This is a genomic window from Nocardioides cynanchi, assembly GCF_008761635.1.
Lineage (GTDB): Bacteria > Actinomycetota > Actinomycetes > Propionibacteriales > Nocardioidaceae > Nocardioides > Nocardioides cynanchi.
Genome location: NZ_CP044344.1, coordinates 3,982,160 through 3,998,545, shown reverse-complemented (window position 1 = coordinate 3,998,545; position 16,386 = coordinate 3,982,160). Strand labels below are relative to the sequence as shown.

Here is a 16,386-nt window from a genome sequence, read left to right as displayed (position 1 = left end):
CCTGGCGCAGGCGAGCACTGACGGTGCTCTTACCGGCCCCGTCTGCTCCGACGAGGGCGACAGTGAGCCGTGGCCGAGCCAATGGCTTTCCCCCTTTGCCATATGCCAAGGCAGCCTATGTCGGTTCGTCGCCTAACCGGGCACGGTCTCGGGCAAAACCTTCGGTTCATCAATTCCGGGTACGCGCGTCGCGGACGGCCTCCAGGACCACTCGACCGAGCTCGTGGATGTCACAGGGGTGGGGATGGGTGACCTTCGCCGAGGGCACGTGATCGAGCCGCTCGGACAGCAGCCGAGCCTCCAGCTCGTGAACCGACTCGAGCAGGGGCGAGGACCGGTCGGGAAAGGCATAGCGGAACTGGCGGTAGTGCGTCATCAACGGTGCCCGCTCCTCGGACAGGGAGGCCGCCATCCGACGGGCGATCTCTCCGGGCTGGGCCTGCTGGACGGCGGTCTGCGGCGCCTCGTGGCTGAGCACCAGCACGACAGCGTCGAGGGGAGCACTCGCGACCATGCCGTCGGGTCCGAAGAGGTCGTCGGGGGGCACCTGGAGGTAGGCCTGGCGCCCCAACGCGGGAGCCAGCCGGCGTACGGGAGCCGACACCCGCCAGGGCCGACCAGCGACGCGGTCAGCGGTCCGGGCGACGCCGGCCCACATCCGCAGGCGACGGCGGTCGCTCGCGGCCCGCGAAGCGAGCAGGTCGGGTCGCTGGTCCAGCTGCCAGGCCCACAGCCGGATCGGCTCGGGAAGCCCGAGCATCCGCCCGTCCGGCGTGAGATGGACCCACTCGTCGCCGACGTAGCGGGCACCGAGGCTGGTGGCCGCCAGCAGGGCCTCGGTCTTGCCACCCTTGGACCATCCGGTGATCAGCACGCCCACGCCCTCCACGTCGAAGGCGGTGGCGTGGAGGGGCAGCACACCCTGCCCCAGCAGGACGAGGTTGACGATGGCGAGGAGGTGCGGAACCGCAGAGATGCCTCGCTCGCACACGATCTCGGTGCCGGGGCCGAGCCGGTCGAACGGCATCATCGTCCGCCGGGTGCTGCCGCCCTTGGCCTGCAGGAGGTAGAAGGCCTCGTCGTCGTACCCGCTCTCGCCCACCCCGACGAGTGTCAGCGGCACCCGGGCCAGGCGCTCGACGAACCGGATCGTGACATCCGGTTCGCGTCGCAAGACGGTCTCCGGGTGGCCGAGCTGGCGGCGAACGACGGCCACGTCGGAGGGTGACCCGTCGACCACGCGCACACCGACCAGGCCGTTCAGGTCGAAGTCGCTGACCACGCCCGGGGAGCTCATCTGGCCCGGCCGTCGCGGCGCAGCATGGCGGACGCGGCCTTCACATCGGCCCAGGTCCGTCCGTGCTGGACGCGCCTCGCGGCGTCCGCCAACCGGACCGCACGCCGCCCCCTGGTCCGGGCCAGCGCAGCCTCCACCTGGACCAGCCGCCGGGCCAGCTCGGCCGGGTCGGCGTCGAGGTCGAGAGGCGTGCCCCCGCCTCCGTCGAGCAGCGCCGGCTGCCCGGCGAACAGCCCGGCGAGCTCGGTGCCGCTCGCGGTCCACTCGTGAGCGCCGGCCGGGAACGCACCGGTGCCGGTCGCGGTGTATCCGAGAGCCGCCGCGATCGGCACCGCCTCGGCCAGCGTCAGCAGCTGCTCGGGAGTGATCTCGTCAGCCCATCGCTCCGCGCGGCGAGCATCGATCGGGTCACGTGAGCTGGTGCTGCCGTCGGTGAGCTTCGGGGCGCCCTGAGCGCGCTGCACCTCGTGGTGTCGCAGCAGGGCGTCGTCGAACTCCTCACCGATCGCGGGCATCAGCTCCCTCAAGACCCTCTCGCTTCCGCTGACGAGGTCTTCGTAACGGCACATCGTGAACCGGTCGCCCAGCTCCCCCGCGGCGACCAGCATCTGGCGGTTCACATCACACCAGTAGCCGACGGCCTCGTCGAAGGCGTAGTGGAAGCTCCGGTGCAGCGATGCGGCGACCGCTCCGGGGTGGCGGACGATGCCCACGAAGGCGGCATCCGGAAACACCTCGGCCATCTCCGGGATGTGGGAGGTGTGGAACGGCGTCTTGTCACCCCAGCGCACCTTGCCCTGCGACTGGGCGTGCCGCAGGAACATGCCGCCGTAGAACTCGCGAAGGCGCGCGTCCAGCTCGTCGGCGCTCCAGCCGATCCTGCCGAACCACTCGGCCCCGTGCTTCCAACCGGGGATCCGGCGGTTGGCGAGCAGGGCGCCCATGAACCCGGTCTCCGCCCCGATGGCGATGCGCGGATGGCTGTCGAGGATGAGCCGGAGCATGGTCGAACCCGAGCGCATCGAGCCGACGATGAAGACCGGTCCCTCGTCCATGCGCGCCATTATGGTCGCCGACGGAACCCCCCGGGTCACGGCACACCCGGGCTTCCTCCGGGGTCAGGGCCGGAAGCCGCCCTTCACGAACACGAAGTCGCTCCACGGGATGCTCTTGAGGGAGTCCTTGTTGAGGACTCCCGACCAGTTCGCGTTGCCCTGGAGCTTCAGGCTGTTGCCGGAGCCGGCATTGTCCCCGACCACGGCGCCGTACTTCTGCAGAGCCCGGGCGATGACCTTCGCCGCAGGGGACAGGCGCAGCGCATCGAGGTTCAGGCCGGGCTTGATCCGGATCACCGCGCCCTCCGGGACCACGCCGGTCTTGCCGGACTCCGACCCGGTCATCGGGAAGTACGCGCTCGCCCCCTCAGGGGTGCGGGACGCCGTCTCGTGCCAGTAGATCTCGAGACGGTGCCGGATCCGACCACGCCGGATCTCGGCCAGGGTGACCGCCGGGACGGAGGCGGGAATCCCGCGGTGCCCGAAGTTGGCCTTGATGCCGCCCGGGAGCCCGCCGGCGATGCCCTTCGAGGAGTAGCGGTAACGCGAGAGCCCGGAGACGCTCCACTTTCCGCCTGAGACGTGGGCACCGAAGAGACCGACGACCTGGTTGGTGGTGGGGTCGATGACCGTGAGGGCGGCGTCGTTCGCCGCCATCGGGCGGGCGCCGGCCGGGATGTGGAAGCGGACCGTGTGACCACCCGAGGAGATCTGCACCAGCGGGTCGGACGCGCTGGACCGGTAGACGGGCATCCCCCACGCGCCGAGGACGAGCGTGAGGTGGGTGCCGCTGTGGGCCTCGGCGTCGTTGATCCACGCCGAGCTGTGAGCGTCGAGCGGCGCGTTGCCGAGCTTGGTGTTCCAGTAGGAGCCCGGCTTGAAGGGGCGGGTGCCGGTGGACGGGGTCGCAGCGGCTGCCCCGGGCGGCGTGTGGTGCACCGCAGCCTGGACGGTCGGGGGGAGCGTGGCGACACCGGCGATCAGGGAACCGGTGGCGAGGGTGAGCAGGATGGCGCGTAGGCGCCCGGCGGGGTGGGACATCGGGGGTATCACCTTTGGGGGCAGCGGGGGATTCAGTGTTTTCCCGAGAACACCAAGATCACAGAAGATCCGCGACCTGACAAAGGCCGGACGTGCTGAGGGACGGCGCTCAGGCGGGACTTCAGCGTCTCACATCGTGGAACACGCGGTCGATCGCCAGCGCCGTCGCGGAGCTGGAGAAGTGCTCGACGGCGCGCTTCCGGCTCGCTTCGCCCTGCTGCCGCCGCAGCTCGGGATCCGCCAGCAGGGTGCGGAGGGCCGCCGCCAGTCGCACCGGATCCTTGACCGGCACCACGGCCCCGCACTCGGGGGTCACCAGCCTGGACACGTCACCCACATCGCTCGCGACCACCGGCAACCCGGCCGCCATCGCCTCGAGCACCGACAGCGGCATCGCCTCCCACCACGACGGCAGGCAGAAGAGGTCGGCGTCGGCGTACGCGGCCGGCATCTCCTCCGGCGGCCGGGTGCCGAGCAGCTGGGCGACCCCGTCGGCCGCCGCCAGGACCGGCGCTGCTGCCTCGGGTCCCTCGTCGGGCATCCCGCCGACCAGCAGGAGCTCGTGCTCGACACCGTCCTGCTTCAGCAGCCTCGACGCCTCGATCAGGTCGAGCACCCCCTTGCGGGGGGTCAGCAGCCCGACGTACAGGATGCGAGGGGGACGGTGGTCGACCGCAGCCGGGACGAAGCGCTCGACGTCGACGCCGTTGTCGATCAGGCTCACCTTCGCCGACCCCAGGGCCCCAGCCAGCGTCCGCTCCCCTGCCGACCACACCGCGACCACGTGGCTCGCCGGAAGCATCGCCAGGCGCATCAGGAGACGAGTGCGCCGCGAGGTCAGCCAGGTCTCGATGTTGCCGCCGTGGGCGTGCACGATGACCTTGGCGCCGCGCAGCCGACCGGCGGCGGCCAGCAGCCCGGCTCGAGCGACGGTCACGGCCGGCGCCAGCGCGGAGTGGAGGTGCACGACGTCCTGGCCCTTCGCCATCCGGAACACCCGACGCGCGTCCTGCAGGGTTCGGCCGATGTTGCCTGCGGTCACCTCGCCGCCTTCAGGTGTCCCGAAGTGGGCGACGTTGAGGAACGTGATGTCGTGCAGCTGACCCAGCTCTCCGCCCTGGAGGGTGTGGAGGAATGTCGGGATGCCTCCGCGGTCCGGGTACCCCTTGCCGACGAGCAGCACCTTGCTCACGGGCGACTCCCCGTTCCGACAGCCAAGGCCGCGTACTGCTGGTAGAGATCCTGCGCCCGACCCAGGAGGCGCTGGGCGCCGGGACGTCCCAGGCTCGCGGCCACCTCGATCTTGCGCTCGTCCCGCTCCGCAGAGGGCCGACCGACGTGGCTCTCGACGATCTCGCCACGGCACTCCAGCCGGTTCATCTCCTCGACCAGCTCGAAGGCCGCAGCCTCGTTGTCGGGAGTCGACTCGTAGCGCTCGAACGACGTCCCGAAGCGCTGGTTCACCCGGTCGATCACCGTTCCGAAGCTGCCCGTGACGTCGGCGAAGAGGCCCACCACGAAGTCGTCGCGTGCCGCCCAGGCCGTGCGGTAGAAGTCGAGATACTCCACGAGCGCATCCTCAGCGTGCAGCCCTGAACGTCGGATCAGGTACGAGGGGATCGCGTCCTCGGGTGCTCGCACGAGCGCGATCGCGGGGACTCCGAGCCGCGCCGCGCGCAACAGGTGCGGAGCTCCGTGCAGGTGCCGCCCGAGGTGAGTCCGACGATCGTTGGCGATCTGGAAGGCCGCGACGGCGAACGTGTTCCCCGAGCGGGGAAAGCCCTCGATCACGAGGGCAGTGTCCTTGCGGGCCAGGGTGCAACGCTTGTCCCGACGTGCGTACATCGCCGCGTCCCACACGTACGGCAGCCGCGACACCGGACGCCGTAGGTGGAGGCGGAGCCGCAACACCTCCTGGCCGACACGCACGACGTCACGCTACTGGCTGGGACCGGCGGCCATGTCCGGTTCCGCTCGGACTACCCAGGAAAAGGTATGGCATCGCTCACCGGTGGGCGTCACTGCGGCTAGCGTGCCCATGTGACTGCGACGGGACACGACGACGGGGACGAGCTGGTCACGGTGATCATGCCGGCCCGCAACGAGGAACAGGCGATCGGTGACGCTGTCGACTCGGTGCTGAGCCAGACGTATCGCAACCTCCAGTTCGTGGTCATCGAGGGCGGCTCCACCGATCGCACGCTGGCGATACTCGAGGAGCGGCAGGCGGAGGATGCCCGGATCGAGATCATCACCAACGCACTCCCGAGCATTCCGGTGTCACTCAACCTCGGCCTCGCCTCGGCCCGCGGCAGATGGCTGGTCCGGGTCGACGCGCACAGCACCGTTCCCCCGACGTACGTCGAGGACCTGGTGACCCGACTCCGCGAAGGCACCTGGGCGGGTGTCGGGGGAGTCAAGCCGGGCGTGGGGGTCACCCCGGCCGGACGGGCGATCGCGGCGGCGATGGGCAGCCGCTTCGGGGTGGGCAACAGCAAGTACCACTACGCAACGAGCGTGATGGAAGTCGACCATCTGCCTTTCGGCGCGTACCCCGTCGAGCTCTTGCGCGAGGTGGGGGGCTGGAACGAGCACCTGGTCGCCAACGAGGACTACGAGCTGGACTATCGGCTCCGACAGCGCGGAGGTCGGCTGCTGCTCGACCCGCAGATCGTGATCGCCTGGCACTGCCGGCAGTCGGTGCCGGACCTGTACCGGCAGTACGTCCGCTACGGCAAGGGCAAGGCCGACGTGGCGATGCTCCATCCGGCGTCCCTGGCCGCGCGGCACGTCGTCGCGCCGGGACTGGTGGCCTGGGTGGCCCTGGCCGCCGTCCGTGGTCGCCGGCACCCGGCCCAGGCTCTGGTGATGATCTCGCCCTATCTCGCCGGCGTGGCCCTGGCGACGCGTCAGACCCGGGCAACGCTGGAGGACGACGCCGACTGGATCCACCTGCCCGGGGCCTTCGCAGCCATGCACGTCGGGTGGGGCTACGGGTTCTGGGCCGGGCTGCTCCGGGGCATGCTGCGCCCCGGCACACCGCTTTTACCCCATCAAGGGGGTTGAGCAATGCCGGAGCCCTCCGTAGATTCGCCGGAACGGTCGCGCTCTCGGTCCCTTGCGGCTGTCCGGTGGAGAGCAAGGGTGGCCATGATCGTCCAGTCACGGAACAGGTACTCGCCCAGGCACCGTGCTCCTCGCCGCACTCCGGGACTCACGGGACTGGCAGCCTGCGGCGTCACGGCTGCCGTCGGAGTGGTCGCGGTCGCAGGGCCGGCGGTCGCTGCGACCGCCCGTGGGGTGTGGCAGCTCGACGAGACCTCGGGCAGTACTGCGTTCGACTCGTCCGGGAACGGCAACGACGGCACGGCCTTCAACGTGATCATGGACGGCAGCGGGTACCAGTTCGACGGCAGCAGCTCGTTGGTCGTCGTACCGACGTCCCCCTCACTCAACCCGGGGACCGACGCCTTCTCCTTCTCCGTGACGTTCCAGACCAGCGTGCCGCCCGGCAACGGCCTCGACTACGACCTGATGCGCAAGGGACTGACCACCACCACCGGTGGCGAGTACAAGGTGGAGATCCTCCAGGCCAACGGCAAGGCCCGTGCCCTGTGCGTCGTCAAGGACTCGGCGAAGAAGGCACTGCAGATCCGGGGCACGACCGACCTCGCCGACGGTCGGGTGCACACGATCACCTGCAGTCGGACGAGCAGTGGACTCACGGTCGTCGTCGACGACCTCGCGCCCCGCACCAAGACCGGCTCCACGGGAACGATCAGCAACTCGGCTCCGCTCTCGATCGGCGCCAAGTCCGAAGGCGGTCCCGGGGCCGACTGGTTCAACGGTGAGATCCTGCAGGCCGGCGTCAGCTGACCTGCGGGCACGGAGCGTCACCGGCAACCCACAGCACCGCCACCGAGGTGGACAGATCGGCTGTCGGGGTCGCCGGAGAGCCTGGCCGTGCCTCACCCGGTCTGGCCGGGTCTAGCCGCCCGTGCCCTTGAGCAGGGCGCTGACCGTGCGCACCATGATCTTGACGTCGAGCCAGAGGGACCAGTGCTCGATGTACCAGTTGTCGAAGTAGGCCCGCTCCTCGATGGAGGTGTCCCCGCGCAGACCTTCGACCGCCGCCAGGCCGGTCAGGCCGACCATCACGCGGTGCCGGAACACGTACGACGGGAACTCGTGACCGAACTGGTCCACGAACTCCGGGCGCTCCGGCCGGGGGCCGACCACGCTCATGTCCCCGCGGATCACGTTGACCAGCTGGGGCAGCTCGTCGATGGAGTATCGACGGATGAAGGCGCCCACGCGACCGGTCCGGTCCGCACTGGCAGCCCACTCGGACGAGGCGTCGGGCGGCAGCGGGCGCATCGAGCGCAGCTTGAGGAGCTGGAAGTGCCGGCCGTTGCGTCCCACCCGCTCCTGGCGGTAGATCACTCCGGGACCCATCTCGATCCGAACCGCCAAGGCAGCAATGCCCAGGAGCCAGCTCGCCGCGACGAGGGCGCTGGAGGCGATGACCACGTCGGCGAGCCGCTTCACGGCCAGCTGGGCGCGCGAACGGCGCTGCTTCAGCCTCAGGAACGGGACGCCCCAGATCTCGTCCGTGGAGGCGGAGAGCTCGGAGAGGCGGGGCAGCACGAAGATCTCGGCGGAGGTCGAGCACGTACGCAGCGCCTCGATGACGCGCCGCTCCTCCTTGGAGGAGGCGTCACCCACGATCACGGTGTCGACCGCGCCGGAGCTGATCAGGGCAGGCAGGTCGGCAACGGCACCGCAGATGGGAAAGGCACCGAGGCCGGAAGGTCGAGCTCCCAGGACGCCGCGGACGTTGAGCCCGGTCTCGGGATGTGCCTCGATCCGCGAGACCAGCTCAGCGCTACGCGACCGGGTCCCGACCAGGACCGTGTTGCGACGCAGCAGACCGTCACGGCGCCAACCCCGGATGAGGAGATAGGCGCAGCCGCGAGCGAGGACCACCAGCGACCCGGCCAGAGCAGCCGCGAGCACGGCCTTGGAGAAGTGAGGACCATGCGCCAGCGACATCGCCACCAGCCCGGCGAGGGAGCCGACCAGGATCGCCGGTACGTCGTCGAGGGCCGAGAGCCGAAGGCGGCGACCGTACAGCCCGGCCGCAGCGAAGGCGGCCAGCATGATGAAGGCGCAGAGCACGCCGAGCGTGGTGGAGATGCCGGCCGCGACGACCGCGACGACCAGCGCGACGACGTCGGCGGCGAGCCGGATCAACATCTCCAGGGAGGAGGTCCGGAGGCCGAACTGCCGGTCGGTCGGGCCGTCGTCGTACGCCACCTCGATGGGCAGGGCATGGTCGGTCTCGAGCCCGCCACTGGCCACAGCCAGCCGGTTGACCACCGCTCGCGCCGTCTTGGCCGGCCCAGGCGGACCCACCTCAACCTGTGTGCTCATGTGAACGTCCCCCCGAACGTTGTGTGGACGCCGCGATGGACCCGTCGGCGTCAGAGGACCGGGCCTACCCCCCACAGGTCTTCGCCGGTCCGCGGCCAATCCTTCAGCACGCAGGGCACGGTCGGCTTACCCAAATAACGCGATTTCCGGCGTTCGGGAGGACGGGTGGTGTAGGGGAGGTGATTACCTAGTCCATACCGGTAGCACCACCTAGGGTGATGCCACAGAGCTCGGGCGCAGGGCCGGGGCGCACGTTGTTGTTGGGGGAACACATGCGGCACTTCACATGGCGAGGATTGGCTTCACTCGCCGTCATCTCGGCGGCGACCTTCGGCCTGCAGGTCCACAGCTCGGCGACGACCGCGCACACCTGCTTCGGACATCCGGCCACCATCATCGGCACGCCCGGGGACGACAAGCTCACCGGCACACCAGGGGCCGACGTCATCGTCGGGCTCGAGGGCAACGACACCATCCGCGGCCTCGCGGGGAACGACTTCCTCTGTGGCGACGACGGCGCAGACGTCCTCAAGGGCGGACGGGGGGCCGACCACCTGGCCGGCAGCCGAGGCACCGACCGGTTGTCCGGTCAGCGAGGAGTCGACACCCTTCGCGGAGGTGCGGACGGCGACAGCCTGCGCGGGGGTCGCAAGGGCGACCGGATCTCCGGCGGCGCGGGCAACGACTTCCTCAAGGGCAGCCGCGGGGCCGACCGGATCGCCGGCGGAGCCGATGACGACGCGCTGAGGGGCGGCAAGGGCGGCGACATCCTGTTCGGAAGCACCGGCACCGACACGATCCTCGCCGGGACCGGCAAGGATCACGTCAGCGGAGGCGAGGGCGACGACTCGCTCGACGCACAGGACGGCGTGCCCGACGACAGCCTGCTCGGAGGTGCAGGCACGGACACGTGCCTGGCCGACATCGGAGACGTCATCAACGGCTGCCCCTGACCGCGCGGGCCGAGACTGGTCAGGCGGTCGCCACACGTCGGGTCAGGATCGTGGTCGGCAGGTGGTCCTTCGCTAAGACCAGGTGCTCGTCCACCTGCCAACCGCACCGCTCGTAGAACTCGACAGCCTCGGCGCCGGTGGCGACCCAGACCCGCTCGTGTCCCCGGCTGCGGGCGAGGTCCTCGATCGCGGCGACCATGAGCCGGCCGACGCCGCACTTGCGCTCCGGACGACGTACCACCATCCCGAGCAGCCACGGGCCGCGCCCTGCCCGCTCGTCGGCGTCGAGCGCGTCGTCGTACTCCCCCAGCGCGACCGCGCCGAGCGCGTACCCGTCGAGGTCCATCGCGACCAGCGTGACCGGCAGGTGCTCGCTGCCTGCCTCCCGCGCCGTCACCTCGATCCAGCTGCCGGGCGTCGGCGAGCCGTTGCCCCACTCGCGCCAGCGCAGCACGCCGACCTCGGCGATCAGTTCCGGATGGTCCGCGAGCAGCCCGAGAAACAGCGGAGGGCGCTCTCCCATGCGCAGAATCTAACCAGTCGGGGCGGTCAACGGCTCGAGGTCCAGCACGTACGTCGCGTGGTCGCGGCTGGTGGCGTCGGCCCAGCGCAGCATCTGGGGGATGTCGTCGATGCGCAGGATGTGGCCGGGCTCGCGGGTGTCGGGGAAGGTCGGCGACGTGACCAGCTCGCGGTGCTCCACCTTGAGCCCTCGCACGAGCCAGTCGCGGCGCACGTCGGGATAGTCGAAGGCGTCGATCTCGTAGGTGCCCATCACGTCCAGCGTGGCCAGCGCCGTGACCCGTTCGCCGACCTCCGGCAGCCGGTCGACGGGGACCGCGCCCTCGCGGGGCTCGACCACGAACGCCAGGTCACCGACCTGCACGAGCATCGAGCCCGGCTCCCGTCGCCAGGCCACCTCGCCGGTGATCGCGTAGTGCAGGGACGGCTCGCCGGTCGGGTCCGGCCCCGGCCGCAGGTCCAGCCCGTCGGGCCCCTGGGCGTCGGTGAAGCTCCAGGACGACGCGCGCACGGAGACGTCCCGGAAGGTGTCGCCCAGCTCCAGCTGCGACACCTCACCGGACTTCACGAGCCACGAGGCCAGGTGGGTCCACACACCGATCAGGGTAAGACGCGCGGGCCCGGCCCGCGGCGGTTAGCGTGACCTGGTGCCGAGACTTCTCCACCTGAACGGGCCACCGGGGATCGGCAAGTCGACGCTGGCTCGCCGCTACGGAGCAGACCATCCGGGCACCTTGGTCTGCGAGATCGACGCCCTGCGGACGATGGTCTCCGGCTGGGAGGACGACCTGCCCGAGGTCGGCCCCCGGGTCCGGACCGGCGCGTTGGCGATGATCTCGGCGTACCTCCGCGAGGGCGGTGACGTGGTGGTCCCCCAGCTGGTCGCCGTACCCGATCAGCTCGCCCGGTTCGCCGGCGCCGCCGCCGATGCGGGCGCGGGGTAAGTGCACGTGCTGATGACCGCGCCGCACGACGAGGTGGTACGACGGTTCCGCCAGCGCGAGGACCACGTCTGGCAGGACCAGGCCGCCCGGCAGGTCGACCTGGACGGTGGCGACCGGGCCCTGCGCGCCTGGGCCGAGCGGCTCGAGGCACTCGACGGCCTGCGACTGCCCGCCGCAGAACCGGACACGACGTACGCCGCCCTGCTGGTCGCGCTCGGCGACCCTCGGGGCTAGGTCGTCTCCCAGCGGAAGAAGCGCGCCGCGACGGCGCTGACCACGAGCGCGAAGGCGGCGAGCACCGCCATCGGCACCAGCGCCGCGGTCCACGGCTCCCCGCGCACCATCACGTCGGTCATGCCGTCGTTCAGCCATCGCAACGGCAGGACGTGGGAGAGCGCCTGGAGCCAGCCCGGCGCACCCTCCAGCGGGAAGAACGAGCCGCTCAGGAAGGCCATCGGCAAGACGATGAAGTTGGCCATGTTCACCGCGCCCTCCGTGGACTTCGCCACCGCGCCGGCGAGCAGGCCGACCGCCATGAAACACAAGGTGCCCACGACGAGCAGGGGGATCGCCATCGGCCACGCGCCGGTGAGCTGGAGCCCGAACGCCGCGGTGCCGAGGCCGAGGAAGATCGCCAGCTGGCCGAGCGCGATCGCCACCGTGACCGCCACCCGCGCGCCGACCACCGTCGAGGTGGGCACCGGCGCCAGCTGGAGGCGGCGCAGCAGCTTGCTGTTCCGCCAGCCGTTGAGGGTCGCCGCCGCACCGAACGACGCACTCATCGCCACTGCCCAGCCCAGGAGCCCGGGCGTGACGAACTGGATCACCTTCAGCGACTTGTCCTCGACGCTGACGACCTGGAGGGAGTACGTCGGCGGCTTGCCGCTGGCCGCGACGTTGGCGCCGTCGACGAAGGCCTGCAGGGTGCCCTGCGTCTCGGCGGCCTTCACCCGGTCGGTGTTGGTGTAGTGGGCGACGAGCTGGCTGCCGCGGGCCTCCAGGGCGACGTCCGCGTCGCCCTTGCGGACCTGGGCGATCGACGCGGCCAGGTCGTTGCTGTGGGTGACGTGGAAGGTCTGGTCGAACGCCGCCCGGGCACTCGGCGGGAGGTGGTCGACCAGGGAGACGTCCCCGACCTCGATCAGGTCGACCTTCGACACGCTGGCGTTGTTGAAGATGCCGCCGAAGAGAACCAGGAACATCAGCGGGAAGACGACCGCGAAGAAGACCGCCGCTCGGTCGCGCAGGAAGCCCTTGAGGATCGCCAGCGAAAGAGCGCGGAAGCTGCTCATGCGCGGTACTCCCGGCCGGTGACGTCGAGGAAGACGTCCTCCAGAGTGCCGGTGCGGACCTGGATGCCGTCGAGGTGGCCGCGCTCGGCGAGGGTGGTCAGGACGACGGCGGGATCCCTGGTGGTCAGGACGAGCCCGCCCGACTCGGCCTCGGCGACGTCGACCCCGCCGATCGCCCGCCCGTCGTCGAGTGTGAGCTGGCCGGCGGCCACGGTGATCCGGGTAGGTGCGTCGAGGCCGCGGACCAGAGCGGCCGGCGAGTCGAGCCTGAGCACCTGGCCGTGGTCCATGATCGCGACCCGCTCGCAGAGCGCCTCGGCCTCGTCCATGTAGTGCGTGGTCAGCACCACCGTGCGGCCGGACTCGTTGAGCCCGGACAGCAGGTCCCAGAGGTTGCGTCGCGCCTGCGGGTCGAGAGCCGCCGTCGGCTCGTCGAGGAAGACCACGTCGGGGTCGTGGACCAGCGCGCAGGCGATCGAGAGCCGCTGGACCTGACCACCGGACAGCTTCTCCACCCTGGTGTCGACCTTGTCGTCGAGCCCCACCCGCTCCAGCCAGGCGTCCGCCGGGCCCGGCCCGACGCCGTACATCGCGGCGAAGGTGTGGATCTGCTCGCGCGCGGTCAGCCGCTCGAAGAACGACGACGCCTGGAGCTGGACGCCGATCCGCGGGAGGAGGCCGGGGTTGCGGGGCCAGGTGGGCTCGCCCAGCAGCGTGACCGTGCCGGAGTCCGGCTTGCGCAGGCCCTCGATCATCTCGAGCGTGGTCGTCTTGCCGGCTCCGTTGGGCCCGAGGATCCCGAAGAACTCGCCCTCGCCGACCTCGAAGGTGACGCCGTCGACCGCGCGGAGGGTTCCGTAGGACATGGCCAGGTCCGCGACCTCGATGGCTGCTCCCACGGGTCGAGACGCTAGCGACTGTCCCGGGGACCGACCAGTGACTTCTGTCATCGGTCGCCGGACCGGCTCGGCTGGGCCTGTCGAAAACCGGGCCCGCCGTTCGACGTACGGGTGAACCGACCCACGACCGAGAGGCACCCCGATGCCCGACACCTGAGCCTGCCACCACGAGGGCTCGTGAGCGGGTCCTAGTCTCCTGCTGTGGACGAGACCGGGACCGCCCAGGAGGCCGTCACCCGGGTCTGGCGCGAGGAGTCGGCGCGCCTGGTCGGCGCGCTGACCCGGATCACCGGCGACCTGGCCCTGGCCGAGGACCTCGCGCAGGACGCCCTGGTCGCCGCCCTGCAGCAGTGGCCGCAGGGCGGGGTCCCGGACCGTCCCGGGGCCTGGCTGATGCAGACCGCGAAGCGGCGGGCCGTGGACCACTTCCGTCGCGCCGACACCCTGCGCCGTCGTACGACGGACCTCGGCCACGCCCTGGAGCGAGAGGAGGACACCATGGCGGATCTCGACGCGCTCGTCGACCACATCGACGACGACGTGCTGCGCCTGGTCTTCCTCACCTGTCACCCGGCCCTGGCGCCGGAGAGCCGGGCCGCGCTCACCCTGCGGCTGGTCGGGGGCCTCACCGTCCCGGAGATCGCCCGCGCGTTCCTGACGAAGGAGGCGACCATCGGCCAGCGGATCTCGCGGGCCAAGAGGACGCTGGCCGGGGAGTCGTTCGACCTGCCGGTCGGCGCCGAGCGCGTGCAGCGGCTCGACGACGTGATGGGCGTGCTGTACCTGATCTTCAACGAGGGCTACACCGCCACCGCCGGCGACGACTGGATGCGCCCGGACCTGTGCACGGAGGCGATCCGGCTGGCGAGGATGCTGGCCCAGCTGGCGTCGCAGGAGCCCGACGTACACGGTCTGCTGGCGCTGATGGAGCTCCAGGCCTCGCGCATCCACGCCCGCACCGACGGGGCCGGCGCCCCCGTGCTCCTCGACGACCAGGACCGGTCGCGGTGGGACGCGCTGCTGATCCGGCGCGGCCTGGCCGACCTCGAGCGGGCGATGACGCTGGGGACGCCGATCGGTGGCTACGTCGTCCAGGCCCAGATCGCCGCCTGCCACGCCCGGGCCGGCCGGGCCGACGAGACCGACTGGCGCGCGATCGCGGGTTGGTACGACGTGCTGGCCGGCGCCGGACACAGCGCGGTCGTCGAGGTGAACCGCGCCGTCGCCCACGGTCGCGCCTTCGGGCCGGCCGCTGGGCTCGCCGTACTCGATGCCGTGGCCGACGACCCGGCGCTGAGCGCGTCCCACCTGCTGCCCAGTGTCCGCGGCGACCTGCTCGCGCGCGCCGGCCGGCATGGCGAGGCTGCCGACTCGTTCGCCGAAGCCGCCGAGCTGACCGCGAACCAGAGCGAACGCACCCTGCTCTCCACCCGGGCCGTGCAGGAGCGCCGGCGCTCGGCCGATTGACGTCATCACGTGCCTCTTTGCGCCGACTCGGCGTGTCCTGGGTGCCTCTTTTCGCCGACTCGGCGTGTCCTGGGTGCCTGTTTGCGCCGACTCGTCAGGGGGCGACGAGGGGCCAGGGGCGGGTGGCCTCGAGCTGCGCGGCCAGGCTAAGGAGGGTCTCCTCGCCGTCGGTACGGCCGACCAGCTGGCAGCCGATCGGCAGACCGTCGGTGCCGGTGCCGGAGGGGACGCTGCAGGCGGGGTTGCCCGCGAGGTTCCACAGCGCGGCGTAGGCGATCGCCGGCATCGCCTTGAGTGACGCACGCACCGTGCCGGTGCCGTCGAGGACGCCGACCGGCGGCGGGCGGTGGGCCATCGACGGGGTGAGCAGGACGTCGATGTCGGCGAACACCCGGTTGGCCCTGGCCGAGACCTGCTCGGTGCGACGCAGGGCGAAGTCGATCACCCGCGGCGTCACCCACGACCCGAGGCGGCACGTCTCCCGGGTGCGCTGCTCGAGACGGTCGTAGTGCTCGACGGCGTCGGCCTCGGCCCGGATCCCGGCGAAGAACTGCGGGACGAACGCCGTGGTCGGGTCGGGGTAGCGAGGGTCGACCTCGCGGACGTCGTGACCGAGCCCGGTGAGCAGCCGGGCGGTGTCGCGGACCGCCGCGACGTGCTCGGGATGCGGCTTGACGCCTCTGGTCACCGGCTTGACCGTCCAGCCGATCCGCAGCCGGCCGGGATCGCGGCGGGCGGCGTCGGCGAAGGAGCCGACCTCTCCCGCGCGCCACCGGTCGGTCGGCAGGTTGCCGCGGATCACGTCGTAGACGATCGCGGAGTCGAGCACGGTCCGGCTCAGCGGCCCGACCGTGCCGAGCGCCCACCACAGGTGCTCCATCGGCGCGGTGGTGACCCGCCCCCGCTGCGGCTTGAGGCCGAACAGCCCGCAGCAGGCGGCCGGGATCCGGATCGACCCCCCGCCGTCGCCACCCATCCCGACCGGCACCATGCCCGAGGCCACGGCTGCCGCCGTACCTCCGCTCGAGCCGCCGGGCGTGTGGCGGGTGTCCCAGGGGTTGCGGGTGTGGCCGTAGGCGACGGACTCGGTGTAGGGCCACGCTCCGAACTCCGGCATCTGGGTCTTGCCCACGATGATCGCGCCCGCCTCGCGCAGGCGACGCACGACCTCGCCGTCCGACGCGGCCGGAGTGCTGTTGGCCCGGCCGCCGAACGTGGTCACGCAGCCGGCGACGTCGAGCTCCTCCTTGATCGCGACCGGTACGCCGTACAACGGGCCGGGCGCCTCGCCCGCCCCGAGCGCCAGGAAGCGGGCCTGCTCGCGAGCCTCGTTCGCGAGCACGACGGAGAACGCGTTGAGCTCGCCGTTGACCGCCTCGATCCGGCGCAGGGACTCGTCCACGACGGCGCCGGGCGTGAGGTCGCCTGCGGTGACGCGTTCGACGATGGCGGCAGCGGACAGCGGGGTCTCGGTCACCCCGGA

General features: G+C 71.2%; 17 protein-coding genes. 6 read left to right on the top strand and 11 right to left on the bottom strand.

Annotated features, from left to right (window positions below):
* Nucleotides 1-169 precede the first annotated feature (169 nt).
* From E3N83_RS19350 to E3N83_RS19330, 5 genes are all read right to left on the bottom strand, one after another.
* Nucleotides 170-1,297, bottom strand: coding sequence for a phosphoenolpyruvate carboxykinase (ATP) (locus E3N83_RS19350; protein ID WP_151084741.1), 1,128 nt, complete (start codon nt 1,295-1,297; stop codon nt 170-172).
* The gene (locus tag E3N83_RS19345) at nt 1,294-2,352 is read right to left on the bottom strand and encodes a sulfotransferase family protein (protein ID WP_191907878.1); all 1,059 of its coding nucleotides are present in this window, start codon (nt 2,350-2,352) and stop codon (nt 1,294-1,296) included. The genes E3N83_RS19350 and E3N83_RS19345 overlap by 4 nt, the downstream gene beginning before the upstream one ends.
* Before the next feature lie 63 nt (nt 2,353-2,415).
* Entirely contained in the window at nt 2,416-3,393 is a 978-nt protein-coding gene (locus E3N83_RS19340) for a hypothetical protein (RefSeq protein ID WP_151084739.1), read from the bottom strand.
* 121 nt (nt 3,394-3,514) lie between these two features.
* Nucleotides 3,515-4,585 carry a glycosyltransferase family 4 protein gene (locus E3N83_RS19335; RefSeq protein WP_151084738.1) on the bottom strand — a complete coding sequence of 357 codons (1,071 nt, stop codon included), beginning with the start codon at nt 4,583-4,585 and terminating at the stop codon, nt 3,515-3,517.
* Nucleotides 4,582-5,322 carry a hypothetical protein gene (locus E3N83_RS19330; protein WP_151084737.1) on the bottom strand — a complete coding sequence of 247 codons (741 nt, stop codon included), beginning with the start codon at nt 5,320-5,322 and terminating at the stop codon, nt 4,582-4,584. The genes E3N83_RS19335 and E3N83_RS19330 overlap by 4 nt, the downstream gene beginning before the upstream one ends.
* Nucleotides 5,323-5,433: 111 nt before the next feature.
* Here E3N83_RS19330 and E3N83_RS19325 point away from each other — a divergent pair, with 111 nt between their 5' ends.
* Nucleotides 5,434-6,459 carry a glycosyltransferase family 2 protein gene (locus E3N83_RS19325; protein WP_151084736.1) on the top strand — a complete coding sequence of 342 codons (1,026 nt, stop codon included), beginning with the start codon at nt 5,434-5,436 and terminating at the stop codon, nt 6,457-6,459.
* A 234-nt stretch (nt 6,460-6,693) separates the two neighbouring features.
* Entirely contained in the window at nt 6,694-7,269 is a 576-nt protein-coding gene (locus E3N83_RS19320; protein WP_151084735.1) for a LamG-like jellyroll fold domain-containing protein, read from the top strand.
* A gap of 111 nt (nt 7,270-7,380) precedes the next feature.
* Here the strand turns inward: E3N83_RS19320 and E3N83_RS19315 are convergent, their stop codons facing one another.
* A complete protein-coding gene (locus tag E3N83_RS19315) occupies nt 7,381-8,826 on the bottom strand; it encodes a sugar transferase (protein ID WP_151084734.1) in 1,446 nt (481 codons plus the stop codon).
* Nucleotides 8,827-9,122: 296 nt separating this feature from the next.
* Between E3N83_RS19315 and E3N83_RS19310 the strand changes: the two genes are divergently transcribed.
* Complete coding sequence (locus E3N83_RS19310; RefSeq protein WP_191907877.1) at nt 9,123-9,779, top strand: calcium-binding protein; 657 nt, start codon at nt 9,123-9,125, stop codon at nt 9,777-9,779.
* A 19-nt stretch (nt 9,780-9,798) separates the two neighbouring features.
* Here E3N83_RS19310 and E3N83_RS19305 read toward each other — a convergent pair whose 3' ends face one another.
* Entirely contained in the window at nt 9,799-10,302 is a 504-nt protein-coding gene (locus tag E3N83_RS19305) for a GNAT family N-acetyltransferase (protein ID WP_151084732.1), read from the bottom strand.
* Nucleotides 10,303-10,311: 9 nt separating this feature from the next.
* Nucleotides 10,312-10,896 carry a hypothetical protein gene (locus E3N83_RS19300; protein ID WP_151084731.1) on the bottom strand — a complete coding sequence of 195 codons (585 nt, stop codon included), beginning with the start codon at nt 10,894-10,896 and terminating at the stop codon, nt 10,312-10,314.
* Between the two features lie 52 nt (nt 10,897-10,948).
* Here E3N83_RS19300 and E3N83_RS19295 point away from each other — a divergent pair, with 52 nt between their 5' ends.
* Both E3N83_RS19295 and E3N83_RS19290 read left to right on the top strand, forming a co-directional pair.
* Nucleotides 10,949-11,245, top strand: coding sequence for an AAA family ATPase (locus E3N83_RS19295; RefSeq protein ID WP_191907876.1), 297 nt, complete (start codon nt 10,949-10,951; stop codon nt 11,243-11,245).
* 12 nt (nt 11,246-11,257) lie between these two features.
* Nucleotides 11,258-11,479, top strand: coding sequence for a hypothetical protein (locus tag E3N83_RS19290; protein ID WP_151084729.1), 222 nt, complete (start codon nt 11,258-11,260; stop codon nt 11,477-11,479).
* Here E3N83_RS19290 and E3N83_RS19285 read toward each other — a convergent pair.
* Together E3N83_RS19285 and E3N83_RS19280 are read right to left on the bottom strand one after the other, a co-directional pair.
* Nucleotides 11,476-12,537 carry an ABC transporter permease gene (locus tag E3N83_RS19285; protein WP_151084728.1) on the bottom strand — a complete coding sequence of 354 codons (1,062 nt, stop codon included), beginning with the start codon at nt 12,535-12,537 and terminating at the stop codon, nt 11,476-11,478. The genes E3N83_RS19290 and E3N83_RS19285 overlap by 4 nt on opposite strands.
* Nucleotides 12,534-13,436, bottom strand: coding sequence for an ABC transporter ATP-binding protein (locus E3N83_RS19280; RefSeq protein WP_202879282.1), 903 nt, complete (start codon nt 13,434-13,436; stop codon nt 12,534-12,536). Before E3N83_RS19280 ends, E3N83_RS19285 begins: the two co-directional genes overlap by 4 nt.
* Before the next feature lie 201 nt (nt 13,437-13,637).
* On the opposite strand from E3N83_RS19280, the gene E3N83_RS19275 reads away from it, so the two are divergent.
* Nucleotides 13,638-14,903 (top strand): RNA polymerase sigma factor, encoded by a 1,266-nt coding sequence (locus E3N83_RS19275; RefSeq protein ID WP_151084726.1) that lies wholly within the window; start codon nt 13,638-13,640, stop codon nt 14,901-14,903.
* Nucleotides 14,904-14,997: 94 nt separating this feature from the next.
* On the opposite strand, the gene E3N83_RS19270 is transcribed toward E3N83_RS19275, so the two are convergent.
* Nucleotides 14,998-16,380, bottom strand: coding sequence for an amidase (locus E3N83_RS19270; RefSeq protein ID WP_151084725.1), 1,383 nt, complete (start codon nt 16,378-16,380; stop codon nt 14,998-15,000).
* Between the last annotated feature and the right edge of the window lie 6 nt (nt 16,381-16,386).

Bases quoted from the DNA above. Each gene is read 5' to 3' on its own strand.
- E3N83_RS19345 (WP_191907878.1), bottom strand. From the start codon at position 2,352: ATGGACGAGGGACCGGTCTTCATCGTCGGCTCGATGCGCTCGGGTTCG.
- E3N83_RS19285 (WP_151084728.1), bottom strand. From the start codon at position 12,537: ATGAGCAGCTTCCGCGCTCTTTCGCTGGCGATCCTCAAGGGCTTCCTG.
- E3N83_RS19290 (WP_151084729.1), top strand. From the start codon at position 11,258: ATGACCGCGCCGCACGACGAGGTGGTACGACGGTTCCGCCAGCGCGAG.
- E3N83_RS19315 (WP_151084734.1), bottom strand. From the start codon at position 8,826: ATGAGCACACAGGTTGAGGTGGGTCCGCCTGGGCCGGCCAAGACGGCG.
- E3N83_RS19340 (WP_151084739.1), bottom strand. From the start codon at position 3,393: ATGTCCCACCCCGCCGGGCGCCTACGCGCCATCCTGCTCACCCTCGCC.
- E3N83_RS19305 (WP_151084732.1), bottom strand. From the start codon at position 10,302: ATGGGAGAGCGCCCTCCGCTGTTTCTCGGGCTGCTCGCGGACCATCCG.
- E3N83_RS19350 (WP_151084741.1), bottom strand. From the start codon at position 1,297: ATGAGCTCCCCGGGCGTGGTCAGCGACTTCGACCTGAACGGCCTGGTC.